Origin of the sequence: Larsenimonas salina (assembly GCF_023736155.1) — a bacterium.
GTDB classification, from domain to species: domain Bacteria; phylum Pseudomonadota; class Gammaproteobacteria; order Pseudomonadales; family Halomonadaceae; genus Larsenimonas; species Larsenimonas salina.
On sequence record NZ_JAMLJJ010000005.1, the window covers coordinates 59593 to 75166 of the forward strand.

At 60.4% G+C, this 15574-nt stretch carries 15 protein-coding genes and 1 pseudogene; 9 read left to right on the forward strand and 7 right to left on the reverse strand.

Going from position 1 to position 15574, the window contains the following annotated elements:
• Positions 1 to 177: 177 nt before the first annotated feature.
• Positions 178 to 1155 (forward strand): LysR substrate-binding domain-containing protein, encoded by a 978-nt coding sequence (locus NAT23_RS10760; protein ID WP_350028331.1) that lies wholly within the window; start codon positions 178 to 180, stop codon positions 1153 to 1155.
• A 191-nt stretch (positions 1156 to 1346) separates the two neighbouring features.
• On the opposite strand, the gene NAT23_RS10765 is transcribed toward NAT23_RS10760, so the two are convergent.
• On the reverse strand, positions 1347 to 2210 hold the full coding sequence (locus tag NAT23_RS10765) for a YicC/YloC family endoribonuclease (protein WP_251928197.1): 864 nt from the start codon (positions 2208 to 2210) through the stop codon (positions 1347 to 1349).
• Between the two features lie 149 nt (positions 2211 to 2359).
• Between NAT23_RS10765 and rph the strand changes: the two genes are divergently transcribed.
• Positions 2360 to 3082: a ribonuclease PH gene (gene rph, locus NAT23_RS10770; RefSeq protein WP_251928199.1), complete on the forward strand. Its 723-nt coding sequence runs from the start codon at positions 2360 to 2362 to the stop codon at positions 3080 to 3082.
• Between the two features lie 92 nt (positions 3083 to 3174).
• Here rph and NAT23_RS10775 read toward each other — a convergent pair whose 3' ends face one another.
• Complete coding sequence (locus NAT23_RS10775; RefSeq protein ID WP_251594716.1) at positions 3175 to 3936, reverse strand: exodeoxyribonuclease III; 762 nt, start codon at positions 3934 to 3936, stop codon at positions 3175 to 3177.
• An 84-nt stretch (positions 3937 to 4020) separates the two neighbouring features.
• Here NAT23_RS10775 and pyrE point away from each other — a divergent pair, with 84 nt between their 5' ends.
• From pyrE to trmL, 3 genes are read left to right on the forward strand one after another with little or no spacing between them, the layout of a single operon-like run.
• Positions 4021 to 4680, forward strand: coding sequence for an orotate phosphoribosyltransferase (gene pyrE / locus NAT23_RS10780; protein WP_251594718.1), 660 nt, complete (start codon positions 4021 to 4023; stop codon positions 4678 to 4680).
• A 52-nt stretch (positions 4681 to 4732) separates the two neighbouring features.
• A complete protein-coding gene (locus NAT23_RS10785) occupies positions 4733 to 5284 on the forward strand; it encodes a YfaZ family outer membrane protein (protein ID WP_251928202.1) in 552 nt (183 codons plus the stop codon).
• Positions 5284 to 5766 (forward strand): tRNA (uridine(34)/cytosine(34)/5-carboxymethylaminomethyluridine(34)-2'-O)-methyltransferase TrmL, encoded by a 483-nt coding sequence (gene trmL, locus NAT23_RS10790; protein ID WP_251928203.1) that lies wholly within the window; start codon positions 5284 to 5286, stop codon positions 5764 to 5766. The genes NAT23_RS10785 and trmL overlap by 1 nt, the downstream gene beginning before the upstream one ends.
• Before the next feature lie 25 nt (positions 5767 to 5791).
• Here trmL and rep read toward each other — a convergent pair whose 3' ends face one another.
• A complete protein-coding gene (gene rep / locus NAT23_RS10795; protein WP_251928204.1) occupies positions 5792 to 7849 on the reverse strand; it encodes a DNA helicase Rep in 2058 nt (685 codons plus the stop codon).
• A gap of 175 nt (positions 7850 to 8024) precedes the next feature.
• Between rep and NAT23_RS10800 the strand changes: the two are divergent.
• Both NAT23_RS10800 and NAT23_RS10805 read left to right on the forward strand, forming a co-directional pair.
• Positions 8025 to 8150: pseudogene (locus tag NAT23_RS10800) on the forward strand (alcohol dehydrogenase catalytic domain-containing protein); the annotation flags it as partial.
• 205 nt (positions 8151 to 8355) lie between these two features.
• Positions 8356 to 8691 (forward strand): zinc ribbon domain-containing protein YjdM, encoded by a 336-nt coding sequence (locus tag NAT23_RS10805; protein ID WP_251928205.1) that lies wholly within the window; start codon positions 8356 to 8358, stop codon positions 8689 to 8691.
• Positions 8692 to 8725: 34 nt separating this feature from the next.
• Here NAT23_RS10805 and NAT23_RS10810 read toward each other — a convergent pair whose 3' ends face one another.
• The 3 genes from NAT23_RS10810 to NAT23_RS10820 form a co-directional block, all read right to left on the reverse strand.
• Complete coding sequence (locus NAT23_RS10810) at positions 8726 to 9289, reverse strand: YgjV family protein (protein WP_251928206.1); 564 nt, start codon at positions 9287 to 9289, stop codon at positions 8726 to 8728.
• Between the two features lie 184 nt (positions 9290 to 9473).
• Positions 9474 to 10751 (reverse strand): sugar transferase, encoded by a 1278-nt coding sequence (locus tag NAT23_RS10815; protein WP_251928208.1) that lies wholly within the window; start codon positions 10749 to 10751, stop codon positions 9474 to 9476.
• Between the two features lie 1021 nt (positions 10752 to 11772).
• Positions 11773 to 13170 (reverse strand): aminotransferase-like domain-containing protein, encoded by a 1398-nt coding sequence (locus NAT23_RS10820; protein ID WP_251928210.1) that lies wholly within the window; start codon positions 13168 to 13170, stop codon positions 11773 to 11775.
• 108 nt (positions 13171 to 13278) lie between these two features.
• Here NAT23_RS10820 and NAT23_RS10825 point away from each other — a divergent pair, with 108 nt between their 5' ends.
• Together NAT23_RS10825 and NAT23_RS10830 are read left to right on the forward strand one after the other, a co-directional pair.
• Complete coding sequence (locus NAT23_RS10825; RefSeq protein WP_251928212.1) at positions 13279 to 14007, forward strand: alanyl-tRNA editing protein; 729 nt, start codon at positions 13279 to 13281, stop codon at positions 14005 to 14007.
• Entirely contained in the window at positions 14004 to 14612 is a 609-nt protein-coding gene (locus tag NAT23_RS10830; protein ID WP_251928213.1) for a LysE family translocator, read from the forward strand. Before NAT23_RS10825 ends, NAT23_RS10830 begins: the two co-directional genes overlap by 4 nt.
• Positions 14613 to 14740: 128 nt before the next feature.
• Here NAT23_RS10830 and thiM read toward each other — a convergent pair whose 3' ends face one another.
• Entirely contained in the window at positions 14741 to 15547 is an 807-nt protein-coding gene (gene thiM / locus NAT23_RS10835) for a hydroxyethylthiazole kinase (RefSeq protein WP_251928215.1), read from the reverse strand.
• Positions 15548 to 15574: the final 27 nt, after the last annotated feature.

Sequence of the window (15574 nt, forward strand, 5' to 3'; positions counted from 1 at the left end):
GCGCACAATGTAATCGCATAGCCACCCTGGTTTTATGTTTTAAAAGTAACTGGGTTTATGTCTTAAAAGTAAAACACTCTTCAGACCATAGACTAACCGCGGTCCAGATCAGCGAGTGGCATAATCATTTTTAGAAGGTAATTTCTAATGTAATGAGAGGCTATGTGTGGATATTGAGTGTTCACTCTCGCCTCGATTCCCAATGATGTATGTCCAGGAGCGATCATCCGTCCCATGAGCAGAAGGCTTCCTCCTTTGAACTGGCTGCGCTCTTTTGAGGCGGCGGCTCGCCACCTGAGTTTCACTCGTGCGGCCAACGAACTCCATATGACACAGGCTGCGATCAGTCAGCACATCAAAGGGCTGGAATCTCAGCTGAGTGTTTCATTGTTCAAGCGTCTGCCGCAGGGACTTGTGCTCTCGGATGCAGGGCTTGCCTATCTGCCTGCGATTCATGAGGCCATCGAACGCCTATCTGCGGCGACCGAGGAGCTGTTCGGGCAGGGACGCCCCAAGCTGATTACGATCAGAGCGAGTCTGGTTTTCTTTACAACGTGGTTAGCGCCCCGCCTGGCCCGGTTTCGAGCACTCCATCCTAATATCGATCTGCGTTTCACCAGCAATATTTGGGCCGGCGAGGGCTACAAGGATGCGGATATGGAAATTCGCTATGGTCAAGGAGGGTGGTCTGGTATGACGTCTGAGCGCCTGACCTGGGATGAGCTCTTCCCGGTATGTCGCCCGGGCATGTTCAAGTGCAGCGCGCAATTATCCTCGCTTGAGGCTTTGTCTGGTCAGACGCTCTTGCATGTGATCGGGTATGAAGAGGGGTGGGGATACTGGCTTAAAAAAACGGGCGGTAGCCATTTCGATACCCGAGCAGGACTTCAATTCGACACCTTGATCAGCGCGCTGGAAGCCGCCGCTCAAGGCATCGGGATCGCGCTCGGGCGAAGCTCTTTGGTCGAAGATATGATTGCTCGAGGGCGTTTGGAAGCACCTTTTGGCCCTAGAATATCCACTTCAGAAGCATTTCACTTGGTCTATTCGAGCCACCATTATCTTCATCCTCATGCAGCAGCATTTCGTGCTTGGCTGCTTGACGAAGCAGGTATGACTCACGGTGACTCGATGTTCGATGCTGCGCTTGGTTAGCGCGTCGATAGGCTTTCCCTCGATTCAGGAGGTGCTTAAGCATTTACCCTGAGTATTTTGTTAGTCCAGATAGTGAAAACCCTGGTGAGGCTTACCAAGGTTTAGACGCCGACCAGACACTTCCAGTCCATTTGCATCGAAGAGTGAGGGGTATCCGCGCGTTAAGTCAGCCCAAATACACAGTTGAATATTCACTCCATATTCTGAATCTGTTCTCGCATCTGCTCGATCAACACTTTCAGCTCCACCGCGCAGCGGGTGGTGTCGGTGACGACGGCCTTGGAGGAGAGTGTGTTGGCTTCGCGGTTGAGTTCCTGCATCAGGAAGTCGAGCCGGCGACCGACGGGGCCGCTTGAGATGAGTTGCCGCTCTACTTCATCCACATGAGTCTCGAGCCGGTCGAGTTCTTCCGCCACATCGGATTTCTGCGCGAGCAGCGCCATTTCGGCTTCAAGCCGAGCGGGGTCGAGTTCGGCCTTGGCCTGCTCGAGCCGTTCGAGGATGAGCTGGCGCTGGCGCTCGAGCACGGCGGGCAGGTGGGCGCGCACCTCCGCGACCTGCGCGCGAATGCCGGTCAGACGCTCGCGGATCAGCTCTGCCAAGCGTTCACCTTCACGGGCGCGGCCTTCGAGGAAATCGGTCAGTGCGTGGTCAAACAGCGCGAGCGCCTCGGCGTGGAGGGCGTCGTTATCGACGCCTTCGGAGGCCGTGACGCCGGGGTAATCCAGCAGCGCCAAAGTGCTGGGCATGCTGCTTTGCGGGAGCCTGCGCTGAATGGCTTCCATGGTCTGGGCCAGGGTTTCGAGCCGGGTGTGGTTGATGGTCAGGCTCTTGGCGGTGTCGTCCTGCTCGAAGCGCAGGTGGCATTCGACCTTGCCGCGCGCGACCGCTTTTCTGAGCTTTTCCCGGTAGTGCGGCTCGAGGTTTCTCAAGGTTTCCGGCAGGCGGAAGTGCGGCTCGAGATAGCGCTGGTTGACCGAGCGCAGCTCGAGGCTCAGCGTGCCCCAGGGCGTTTCACGGTGTTGGCGGGTGAAGGCGGTCATGCTGTGCGCCATGGGAGCACTCCTTGTGATCAAACGACAGGCGGTCGACCTCGGTCGACTCAGGTTGTGGCGCAGTGTAACGGATTAACGCGCGCAAGCGTGTAGAATGGGCGCACTTCGACGGCGCGCTGCGCTTACTTACTGACAGATGAGGTTTTCCGATGCGCCCAAGTGGACGTACCCCCGATGCCCTGCGCGAGATCAAGCTGACCCGTGAATTCACCCGCTACGCCGAAGGCTCGGTGCTGGTGGAGTTCGGCCATACCCGAGTGCTTTGCAACGCAAGCGTGGAGGCCGGGGTGCCGCGCTGGCTTCGGGGCAAGAATCAGGGCTGGGTGACGGCGGAGTACGGCATGCTCCCGCGCGCGACCCATACTCGAGGCGGGCGTGAGGCCTCGCGTGGCAAGCAGGGCGGCCGCACGCTCGAGATTCAGCGGTTGATCGGGCGTAGCCTGCGCGCGGCGGTGGATCTTAAAAAGCTCGGCGAGTTCACCATTACGGTGGATTGTGATGTGCTTCAGGCCGATGGTGGCACGCGCACGGCAGCGATCACCGGCGGCTGCGTGGCGCTGATGGAGGCGATCCGCCACATGCAGCGCAAGCGCCAGATCAAGAGTGACCCGTTCAAGCAGCTGGTAAGCTCGGTCTCGGTCGGCATCTACAAGGGCACGCCGGTGCTGGATCTGGATTACGACGAGGATTCCAACGCCGACACCGATCTCAACGTGGTGATGACCGAAGATGGCGGGTTGATCGAGGTGCAGGGCACCGCCGAGCAGGCGCCTTTTTCACGGCTTGAGCTGAACGCGATGCTGGATCTGGCCGAGAAGGGCGGCAAGGATCTGTTCGTGCATCAGCGCCAGGCGCTGGATGTGCGCGATTGATCAGACGCGTTTGGCGTCACACCCCTGATCTGGCTGATCGATACAACAACGCCAGCCCGAGAGCTGGCGTTGTCGGCGAGGGACCGTCGCGCTTACAGAGGCAGATCGTACTCAACGATCAGGGGCGCATGCTCTGAGAACGTGGCGTTGGTGTCGACCCAGGCGTTCTTGATGGTGCGCTGAAGGTTGGGGCCGACGACCTGATAGTCCAGCCGCCAGCCGTCCTGACGCTGGCGCGGCAGGTCGCTGTCGAGCTTGGGCCAGTAGGTGTAGTGGCCGCCATCGCGCTTGATCTCGCGGAAGGTGTCGATGAAGCCCAGTGGCCCGAACACCTGATCCATGAACGCGCGCTCTTCCGGACGAAAGCCTGGGGTGCCCTGGTAATCGGCCCAGTGGGCCAGATCAATGGTCTTGTGGGCGATGTTCCAGGTGCCGCAGAGGATGTATTCGCGGCGCTTGCGGCTCAGCTTGGTCAGATACTCGGTGTATTGCGTGATGAAGCGCTGCTTGGCGTGCGGCTCCTCGGGCATCAAAAACGAGACCACGCTGAACTTGTCGTAGTCGGCCTGCAGAAAGCGGCCTTCGTTGTCGCACTGCTCGAAGCCGAGCCCGTACATGATGGCCTTCGGAATCTGCTTGCAGTAGATCCCCACGCCCGAGACGCCGTCTTCTTCGGCATCGAGAAAATAGCCTTCGTAGCCTGAGGGGTACAAAAGCGCTTCCTCGAACTCGAAGCTTTTTTCCTTGAGGTTCTGAATACAGATGACGTCGGCGTCTTGCTCGGCGATCCAGTCGAGCAATCCCCGCTCGACGGCACCTCGGATACCATTGACGTTGATGCTGGCGATTTTCATACGTGGTCCCTTGTTTTTCGCGCGTGTATGATACCCGAGCTTTGACCGTTTTGGTAAACCGACTGGCTCATCAAAGGGAACGACATGCTTGACTATCAGCGAGAATTCATCGAATTCGCCATTTCCGAAAACGCACTCTCGTTCGGCGAGTTCACTTTGAAGTCCGGTCGGATCAGTCCTTATTTTTTCAATGCCGGCTGTTTTCATACCGGTCGAGCACTGGACATGCTCGGTCGATGCTACGCTAATGCCATTGAACGCGCCGGGCTCGATATCGATGTGATTTTCGGGCCGGCCTACAAGGGCATTCCGCTGGCATCGGTCACAAGCCTGTCGCTTGCCACCCACCATGACCGCAATTTGCCCTTTGCGTTCAATCGCAAGGAAGCCAAGGATCACGGTGAAGGCGGGCAGATCGTCGGCGCCGAGCTCGCCGGCCGCATCGCCATCATCGATGATGTGATTACGGCGGGCACCGCCATCCGTGAAGTCATGGCGCTGATAAACGGTGCCGGAGCCACTGCCGCCGGCGTGATCGTGGCGCTGGATCGTCAGGAACGCGGTCAGGGTGAAACGAGCGCCATTCAAGAGGTCGAGGCTGAGTTCGGTATGCCGGTCGTGCCGATCGTGACGCTGGATCTCATACTAGAGTACCTTGAAACGTACGCCGGGGAGTCGCTTCAGGGTCACGCCGAAGCCATTCGTGACTACCGCGCCCGCTATGGTGTCGAGCGCTCGAGCTGACCAGGTTGCTGCCGACGTTGTTTCTACCGACTTCATTCAAGGATGACACACCATGAAAAAAATTCTCTCATGCGCCGCAGGCCTCGGGCTAGCGTTCGCCGCAACGAATTCCTTTGCCCTGAGCCTGAACGCCAACACCAGCTCCAACGGCACTCAGGTCAACGCCTCGCAAGGCCTGTTCCCGGGGCTTGACGCCGGCATCGGTTATTTTGAAACCGACGACAACGGCCACACCAACAAGGCCTATTCCGGCTCGTTGATGTTCTCGCCCTACACGCCGCTGGTCGATCTGAGCGTCGGCGCCCGTTATCAGTACTGGGATGCCCATCAAGGCCACGGCGGCGGTGTCGGCCTTGGCGGTTCGGCGTTCGTCGATACCCCGATTCCGCGCGTCTCGGTCGGCGGCTACGGCTTCTATACACCGGAAGGCCTGAGCCACGGCGACTACGAAAAAGGCTATGAGTACGGCGCCCAGCTTCGGGCAACGCTTCTGGCCAACACCTACGGCTACGTCGGCTATCGCTATGTGCGCGCCGATTTCGACGGTCATGACACCTCGACCCTCGACAGCGGCCCGGTCTTTGGGGTGAGCGTCGGCTTCTGATGCTCGACATCGTGCTCTATCAGCCGGAGATTCCGCCGAACACCGGCAACATCATCCGGCTGTGTGCCAATACGGGGTTTCGCCTGCATCTGATCGAGCCGCTCGGGTTCGTGCTTGATGACAAGCGCCTGCGCCGCGCCGGGCTCGATTACCACGAATGGGCGCGGGTGCAGGTCCACGTCGATTTTGACGCGTTCATGGCCTCCGTTGCGCCGGCGCGCGTGTTCGCGGTCTCGACCCGTGGGCGCACCTCGTACACCGAGGCGGGGTTCCAGTCAGGAGATGCGCTGGTGTTCGGCCCCGAAACCCGGGGCCTGCCGCAGGCCATGATCGATGCGTTGCCGGAAGCTCAGCGGCTTCGCATTCCGATGCTGCCGGAAAGCCGCAGCCTGAACCTGTCGAACGCCTGCGCGGTGATCGTGTTCGATGCCTGGCGTCAGCTCGGATTCGAGGGCGCGGTGGATCTCGACTGGGGCGCGTAAGCGCCTCAGTCGTAACGCGTACCGATCAGCCCAGCAGCGAGCGCAGCCCGGCGATGGCGCTGGCGCCGCGCTCGCGTTTCTTCTCCGGGTCGTCCTTGTCGGGGCGGCCTTCCCACTCCAGATCCTCTTCCGGCAGTTCGTCCAGAAAGCGGCTCGGGGTGCAGTTCATCATCTCCCCGAACGCCTTGCGCTGGCGGGCAAGGGTCAGGGTCAGCGTCTGGCGGGCACGGGTGATCGCCACGTAGGCCAGCCGCCGCTCTTCCTCGATGTCGCCGTTTTCGATCGAATTGCGGTGAGGCAAAAGCTCTTCTTCAAGCCCCATCACGTAGACGTGGGGAAACTCGAGGCCTTTTGAGGCGTGCATGGTCAGAAGCTGCACGCGGTCGGCGTCGTCTTCCTGCGCCTGTTGATCGAGAATGTCGCGCAGCACCAGCCGTGAAATCGCGGCCTCGACACTGTCGGTCTCGTCGTCGCTCTCAACGTCGCCGTTGTCATCGGCCTCGCGCTGCATCGATTGCTCGAGCTGATCGACTAAAATCCAGACATTGGCCATCCGTTTGTCGGCGATCTGCGGGGCGCTGGCGTTCTGGTAGAGCCAGGCCTCGTAGTCCATTTCTAGAAACATCTGGCGGATGGCAGCGATGGATTCGCCCTGATCCATTCGCTTGCGCACGCCGTCGATGAAATGCGCGAACCGGCCCAGGCGCTCGATGGCCCGTTCGGGCAGCACTTCACCGAGCCCCATCTCATGGCAGGCCGAAAACAGGCTGACGCGGCGCTCGCCGGCGTAGTTGGCGAGCTTTTCGAGCGTGGTCGGGCCGATCTCGCGACGTGGCACGTTGACCACCCGCAGGAAGGCGTTGTCGTCGTCGGGGTTGATCAGCACCCGCAGGTAGGCCATCGCGTCCTTGATCTCGTTGCGCGAGAAAAACGAGGTGCCGCCGGAGAGCTTGTAGGGAATCTGGTAGTGCTGGAGCTTCAGCTCCAAAAGCCGGGCCTGAAAGTTGCCACGATAGAGCACCGCGAAATCACGCCACTGGGCGGATTCCTTGATCCGTCTAGTCAGCATTTCACTGGCGACCCGCTCGGCCTCGGCCTCCTCGTTGCGGGTGAGCAGCACCCGAATCGCCTCGCCTCGGCCCTTGTCCGACCACAGCGTCTTTTCATAGACGTGGGGGTTATTACTGATCAGCGTGTTGGCGGCCTTGAGGATGATCGAAGTAGACCGATAGTTCTGCTCGAGCTTGATGACCTTGAGGCTCGGAAAGTCTTCTCCGAGCTGAATCAGGTTTTCCGGCCGCGCGCCGCGCCAGGCGTAGATCGACTGATCGTCGTCGCCGACCACGGTAAAGTTCTGGCGCTCGGCCATCAGCATCCGCACCAGCTGGTACTGGCTCGAGTTGGTGTCCTGATACTCATCGACCAGCATGTAGTGAATGCGCCGGCGCCACTTGGCCAGCACCTCCGGATGACGCTCGAACAGGGTGACCGGCAGCAGGATCAGGTCGTCGAAATCCACCGCGTTGTAGGCTTTCAGATGGCGCACATAGTGTTCGTAGATGCGGGCGGCGAACGCCTCGTCTTCGGTCTCGGCGTGAGAGATCGCCTTGCCCGGCAGCACCAGATCGTTCTTCCATTGGGAGATCAGGCCCTGCACTTTTGAAATCTGCTCGGCATCGACCTGAGCGTCCTTGTGCATCAGATCCTTCAGCAGGGTCTTGGCGTCTTCTGGATCGAACAGCGAAAAGCCCGGGCGCAGGCCGAGCGTCTTGAGTTCGGCGCGGATGACGTTGAGCCCGAGGGTATGGAAGGTCGACACCGTGAGCCCATGACCGCTCTTGCCCGGCAGCATCGACTGCACCCGCTCTTTCATCTCGCGGGCGGCCTTGTTGGTGAAGGTTACGGCGGCGATGCGTCGCGCGCTCATGCCACACTCCTGCACCAGATAGGCGATCTTGGTCGTGATCACGCTGGTCTTGCCGGAACCTGCGCCCGCAAGCACCAGGCACGGCCCCTCGATGGCGTGCACGGCCTCGCGCTGGCGTGGATTGAGGCCGTTGATTCGGTCGCGGATATCGGACATGGCACACCACCTGTCGAAGTCGGGAGATCGAGCGGAAAGCGCTCTATTATGAGGGATCGTACCCAGCGAGGCGAGCGGCGTTCGATCCGGTCCGGCGCTTGTATCATGCGTTCGGCTTCGAGCCTTGCCCGGCATTCGCGGCCTAGACCGACGATCCGAACGCGCAGTACATGATAAAGCGGCTGAGGCGCTGGTGCGCATCGTGACCACCAGCCTCTGTCACACCGACATGTTCACGCTCTCCGGCAACGACCCAGAAGGCTTTTTCCCCTGCGCGCTCGGTCACGAGGGCGTTGGCATCGGCGTCAATTCAGCCACGTTCGCGCTGGCAGAATCGCTCGGAGCTTCCGGGCATGGTGGATGAGTGGCTGTCGGGGCGATTCGCGCGGTGATTCACTAACAGCCGCCTGCGGCTCGGGGTCGCTCTGCGTTACGTCTTCGGTCGAGGTGCGCTACACTGCGCGCCTTTCGGCGGCTCGGCCCGCCCTTGACCGGAGAACCCTGCCATGTCCCTGCCCAACTGCCCGGCCTGTAACGGCGAGTACGTCTACGAAGACGGCCCGCTTTTGATCTGCCCCGAATGCGCCCACGAGTGGAACCCGAGCGAGGCCAGCGCTGACGACGACACGCCCGTGGTCAAGGACGCCAACGGCAACGTGCTCAGTGACGGCGACGCCGTGACGGTGATCAAGGATTTGAAGATCAAGGGCTCGAGCCAGGTTGTAAAGGTCGGCACCAAGGTCAGGAGCATCCGATTGGTCGAGGGCGATCACGACATCGACTGCAAGATCGACGGCATCGGGGCGATGAAGCTCAAGTCCGAATTCGTCAAGAAGGTCTGAAAATGCCGAGAAGGCCTGAAAATATCAGGAAGGCCTAGGCCCGGTAGGTCTGATGACCGTCCGGCTCACCGACGCCGGGCGGCGCGGCGTTTTTTTGCCTGCGCCGAATCAGCCGGGTGATGGTGATGGCGTTGGCAAGAATCACCATGGCCTCGGCCGTGACCCCACCGATGGACCCCGCCAACAGGTGACTGGCCAGCCAGAACGCCGCCGCAAGCGCCATACACACGCGCAGCGCAACGCCCTTGAGCAGAAACATGCTGACGGTGCCGATCAGCATGGCCACGAGCGCAGGGGCGTCTGCAAGGCTCTGCCAGGTAAGCCACGCGGCAAGACCGCTTGCGATCAATACCGCCATCATCACCCCGCGATGGCCTGGATAACGGCGCGCAAGGGCAATGCGCACCATCACCAGTACCGACAGGATGGATGCCGTCCAGCTCTGAAAGAACGCGAACTGCAGCGCGAACGCGGCGTTGGCGAGCAGCAGCAGCGCCATCAGGCGGTCATCGCGGGTATTTAAAAACGCGAGGATGCACAGCACCAGCGAGGCAAGCCCGAAGAACTGACCGGCGAGGTCGGTAAGTGACTCGAACATGGGAGCATCCTGTCGACGGTTGGGCCGCAGCGGGGCCGAACCTGCACCGTAGCATGCACGCGCCCGCCCTGCCGCACAGACGCCCGGCATTGCGACCGCGTGTCTGGCATGACGGGGTGATCGCACTCAACGTACAACGCCGCCCGGAGAGGGCGGCGTTGTACGTTTTGAGGTCTGGCCCGGGTCAGCGGGCGCCGGAGCCTGTGAAGACGGTCTTGATGGTTCTGATGATGATCAGTACGTCCATCCAGAACGAGAACTTGCGGATGTAGTAGAAATCATACTCGAGCTTTCGCTTCGAGCCCTCGACCTCGGACACATACCCCTGCTCGATCTGGGCCCAGCCGGTGATCCCCGGGCGCACGACGTGACGATAGCGAAAGAAGGGAATGTCCTTTTCATAGGCGGCGGTCAGTGACGGCGTTTCCGGGCGCGGGCCGATCAGGCTCATGTCACCTTTCAAGACGTTGAAGATCTGCGGCAGCTCATCGATGCGGTACTTGCGCAACACGCGCCCGACGCGGGTGATTCTCGGGTCTTCGACGCCGGCAGTCGGGGTCTGGTTCTCGGGGTTTACGTACATGCTTCGAAGCTTGTAGACGTCGAACTCGATGCCCTGAAAGCCTGCGCGTTTCTGCTTGAAAAACACCGGGCCCGGATCATCACGCTTGATCATGATGGCAGCGATGGCAATCGGCGGCAGAACCAGCGGCAGCATGATGAGCGCCACCACGAAATCCGCTGCGCGCTTGATGAGCTCATAGGTGTTGTTGGTCACCATCAGCCCATAGCGGTTCTGATAGATGTGCTCGAGCCCGACCTTGCCGGTCAGTTCCTCGTGAAACCGCTGGGCATCGTGCACCGGAATGCGCTGGATCATGCAGTCAGCCAGAAACCGCTGCCACTCGGGGCTTAATGCGCTCTTGAGATCGACCACGATGCCATCGATGCGCAGGTCTCTCAGATCCGGCTGCTGAAGCCAGCGCCAGTCGACCACGTTCTGCGTGCAGAAATCCTCCACCTGACCGATGGGCACCACGGCGATCTTTCGCACCCGGTAACGGTTACCGATCCAGTAACCGGTGTAGGCCGCCGCCAGTGACAGGGCGTAGGACATCAGCATCGGTTCGAGCGAGAAGTCGAGCTGGACCGTGGTCAGCAACAGGCCCATCAGAAAGTAGGTGATGGTCATGAACGGCAGGATGTAGATAAGCGCTCTCGTGCCCGGAAAGCGTGAAATCGAGTGTACTGCGCTGGTCGCGATCAGATAGGCAATGCCGCTTGCCATGATGGTGGTCATCGCGCCCTGGCTGTTCCACTGCCAGCCCCAGGTTAGAAGCGCCGGAATGACCGTGGTCAGCACGAACCCCAGGACCAGATTGGTGCGAAAGCTCAGAAGGATCCGTTCGTACCAGCGAGAGTGGCGAAGTCTGCCGTAGTCGGATTGGTAGGTCATTTGCATTTTTTTATTCCCACGCGATCCCCTGATCACGTTCCTTGTTGGATATCTGCACGTTACGGTCAGAAGCCATTTTCGGTCGGGCCGGGAATCGTGCCTCGATGATATGCCTGAGTCGGTCTCCAACATGCGCTCGATGCACGTAATTACTCGAACACTGCCGATGTTTTTATAGGGCTTTGAGTCCGCAACAAGACCTGCCTGAAGATAATCTTTATTTAGCGGATGAGAAAGAGAGTGGGCGGGTTAAAAGCACAATTGGCATATCTTTTAGATAATTTTCAGCGCGGGTCTCAATAAATGGTCAAAGATATTTTTAGATATTTCGTCGACCGTCTGTAGAGAAGTAAAAATAGGTTCATTCTCAATGATGACTAACATAAACGCCATTTCTTAGATGCCGTGTAATCCCTTAGGTTTTTTGTGGAGAATATGCGTAAAGCCTTGTGCTACGTGGCCTGAGCCGAAAAGAGGATTCTGCGCACCGTGCGCGCATCGGCACAGTTCCAGGGCGCTATGATGTTACTTTAAGTTTCAGGTAAAAGTGATTACGGCGACGCATAGAGATCCTAAATAATTAAAATAAAGGGAGAATTTCACCTTGGTTATTATCGCACTTTATCTAATGTTTATAGTGCCTTTATTGGTCTTCATGGTTGGGGCGGCAAAAGTGTCGTCAGACAGCGACCGATTTGTAACGCAACGGTTTCCACTGACAGAAGACATAATATTGTAATGGTTATATTGAACTAAAGTCTATTTTAATAGGTGTGTTATTATAAATAGAGATTTTTAAAAAGAGACGATTACTTATTGATAAAAGTCTTGATTAAAAAGGGTAAATTATTGCCTCTGCGGCGTTTTTCCATGTGTTTTTCCCAAGTATTGATGCGGTGTGACAGGTCATTTTAAGTGTCATCCACAGCGGTGGCGGCTCTGCCATCGCTGTGGATAACCCGCGTTATGGATATAACCCGCCTTATGGATAGAAAGCGCCTGGAAGCTCCCGCAGTGCAGGAGCGCGCTATACCGTTTCCCAAAGCGTAGGCTCGGGGGCATCGAGTGCTGCCTTGACGATCTCTAAGGCCTTGGCAAGCTGCGCCCGGTCATGGGCGGCGCTCAGGCACAGCCTGACGGCCTGAGGGGCGGCCGTAGCCCCGACGCAAAACGCTTCTCCGGAGGTCAGGCGCACGTTTTGACGTTGAAGCTCATCGATCAGCTGGCTGGCACGAAGCCCTGCCGGCATGTGAATCCATAGATAGAACCCCCCTTCGGCGCCCTGTATTCGGTGGCCGTTCAAGGCCTCGATGGCCATGCGGTAGCGGGCCGAGAGCTCGGCGGTCTGCCAGTCGAGTAGGGCGTCGGCGTCGCCGTGTTCGATCCAGGCGCAGGCAACGCTTGCCATCAACGGCGGCGGCATCCAGCTCTGGGCCCTGAGTGCGGCATTCAATCGACCATGCAGTACGCTGGGCGCGCGCAACACCCCCGCGCGCAAGCCGCCGCCCAGAAGCTTGGCGACCGAAAACAGATACACAGTGCGCTCCGGCGCAAGCCGGTACAGCGGCGTACCGCGCCGCTTGTTCGGCGCCATGTAAAGCACCCCATCCTCGATCAGCCACACGTCCTTTTCCCGCGCGAACGCCACCAGCGCTTCTCGCCGCGGCTGACTCATGGCCACCGTGGTCGGGTTGTGGTGCTCGGGCATCACGTAGATGGCCTTGAACGGCTGCTGCTCAAAGCGCCGCCTCAGCGCCGCGACATCGATGCCGTCCTCATCGAGGCCCACCATTGCGGTTTTCAGATGAAGCTGCTGCACGGCGCTGATCAGCCCCGGATAGCTCAGTTCCTCGCACGCAATCCGCTCCCCCGGCGCCAACAGTGCCAGCAGTGAAATGAAGATGCCGTGCATGCCGCCTTGCGTGATCACCAGTTCCTCGGCCTCGACCGGAAGCTCAAGCGCCTCGGTCATCCACGTGGCAAAGCGCTGACGACACGCCGCCATGCCGCTTTCCGGCTGATAGCTCAAGAGCTCGGCCAGCGTATCGCCTGCGGCGTTAACGTGCGCCAGCGCCCGCTGGAAATGACGCACGCGTTCAGGCGTGGGCGGCGGCAGCGACAGACTCAAGTCGATGGTGCCCTGTGACTCGCTCGGCAGCACATGCCCGAACGCCGCCGGGCCGCTCGGGCCGTGCACGTAGGTGCCACTGCCGACACGGCCCTCGACCAGGCCGCGCCGTTCGGCGTCGCCGTAGCCCCGGGTAATGGTGCCGATTGTCACGCCGAGCGCGTCGGCCAGCTGGCGTTGAGGCGGCAGTTTATCGCCGGGCGCCAGCTTGCCTTGATGGATGGCGTGTTCGATGGCATTCGCCAGCGCCTTGTAGCGCGGGCCGGTCGGTTCAAGATCGGGAGTCCAGATTGTCATGGTGACAATAAATCCGTTGACGCAAATATTGGCGGGATTATGCTCGTAATTGTCCCCTTATTGAAGGGGTCGTCTTGAAATTGTACCCATACAATCAAGGAGCGCCCCATGTCCGCCACCGTCCGTCAGTTCGATCACGCCCCCTATCAGCACGTCATCACGGCCGACGTTCGCGCCGTGGTCGAGCAGGCCGTGGCGGTGGATTGCACCGTGTTCTACCCGTGCGGCGGCGGTCAGATGGGCGATACCGGCATGCTCCGCGACGAAGCCGGCCGCTCGATGCCGGTGGTCGATACGGTCAAGGGCGAGCAGGGCCTGATCTGGCACCGCCTTGACGGCGACGCCCCCGCGGTCGGCGCGCGCGTCGAACTCGAGCTTGACTGGGCGCGCCGCTACCGGCTGATGCAGATGCATACCGCGATGCACCTTCTTTCGGTCGCGGTGCCGTTTCCCGTGACCGGCGGGCAGATGACCCCGGACAAGGGCCGGCTCGATTTCGACGTCGCCGGTGACGCCCTCGATAAAGAGGCGATTACCGAGCGCATCAACGACTGGATCACCGAGGATCTGCCGGTGAGCGTTGAATGGATCACGGCCGAGGCGCTTGCCGCCAACCCGGAGCTTGTGAAGACGGTCGGTGTGGCTCCGCCCACCAATGGCGGCCAGGTGCGGCTGGTGCGCATCGGCGAGATCGACCGTCAGCCCTGCGGCGGCACCCACGTGGCCCGAACCGGTGAAATCGCCCCGATCACGGTCAAGAGCATCAAGAACCGCGGGGCGCGCAACCGCCGCATTACGCTTGAATGGCAACCCATCGGTGAAGGAGGTACGTCATGAGTGGATTGTCACTGTCAGGGCTGGCCTCGCTTCTTTTGTTCGCGGTGTCGATGACCGGGACGCCCGGGCCGAACAACGTGATGCTGACGGCCTCCGGCGCACGGTTTGGCTACAAGCGCACGCTGCCGCACATTCTTGGCATCATGGCCGGCGGGTTCAGCCTGTTTGTTGCGCTGGCCCTGGGGTTTGGGGCGCTGTTCGAGCAGGTGCCGGAGCTTCAGGCGATTCTCAAATGGGTCGGGGCGGCGTACCTGTTGTATCTGGCGCTGAAGATCGCCACCGCGCCGCCGCCGGCGCTCGAACACGCTGACACCGCCCGGCCCCAGAGCTTCTGGCAGGCGTTCGCGTTTCAGTACGTCAACCCGAAGGTGTGGGTGATGGGCATGGCGCTGATGGCGACGTTTTTGCCCCACGAAGGCGCGCTGTGGCTGAACGCCATAAGCATTGCGCTTTTGATGGAGCTGGTGGCCTTCCCCTGCATTTCAATGTGGGCCGGCTTCGGCATGGCGATCTCGCGCTTTCTAACCACCCCGACCCAGTGGCGCGTGTTCAACGGCGTGATGGGCCTGATGACCGCCGCCTGCGTGCTGTTCATCGTGGGCTGAGCTGCGCGCCACACGCACGCCCTGAAGGCGCCGGCATCTGCCGGCGCCTTTTTAGTACTTGGCATATTGACTGGCTGGCCCATTTACGGGGTGGCCCATTGGCTGATTAGTCCGAATCGGCGCATCCGTCACACGCCGAGGGCGTGCACCCGCTCGATTGCCCGCTCGGTCAGTGCGAGATCATCCCGGGCCAGCGCGTCGAGCCAGGCCGAAGCAAAGCTTGCCGGCCCTTCGGCCCGTGCCTCGGCAAGTTCGGCGGCAATCGCGGCGTGAAGGTGGGCCGCCGCCAACGCCTCGAACGGCTCATCACTGACCGCGCCGTACGCCGCCATCAACGCGCCCAGCACACAGCCGGTGCCGGTCACTCTGGGCTGCCAGGCACTGCCGCCGGTGATTTGCCAGTGGCCCAGTTCGGTCAGTAGGTGATCCTGCTGGCCCGAGATCGCAACGCCTTTCGTATAGGAGAGCAGCGCGTTTGCCGCCTCGGTTGCGTCCTCGACCGTATGTTGGGTGTCAACGCCGCGGCCGGTGATCGCTTCATCGGCCAGCGCCATGATCTCGGAGGCGTTGCCGCGCACGGCCGTGGGTTGGTACTCAAGGAGCGTATGAGCGGCAGTGCGACGAAACCGGGTGGCGCCGACGCCGACCGGGTCCAGCACCCATGGGCGATGATCCGCGGCCGCCACCCGCACCGAGCGGGTCATGGCCTCGAGCGATTCCTGCGTGGGGGTGCCGAGATTGATAAGAAGGGCATCGGCCGAGGCGCTCATCTGTTCGGCGTCGTCTGGGTGATCAGTCATGACCGGGGCCGCGCCGATCGCCAGCAGTGCGTTGGCCATCGGTGTCACCGTGACGCGGTTGGTCAGGCAGTGCACCAGCGGCGCGCGGGTCTTCAAGGTCTCGAGCAGCGCACTGGGATCGAAGCGAGTACCCATCGAATTCTCCTTTTTCGATATGAATCA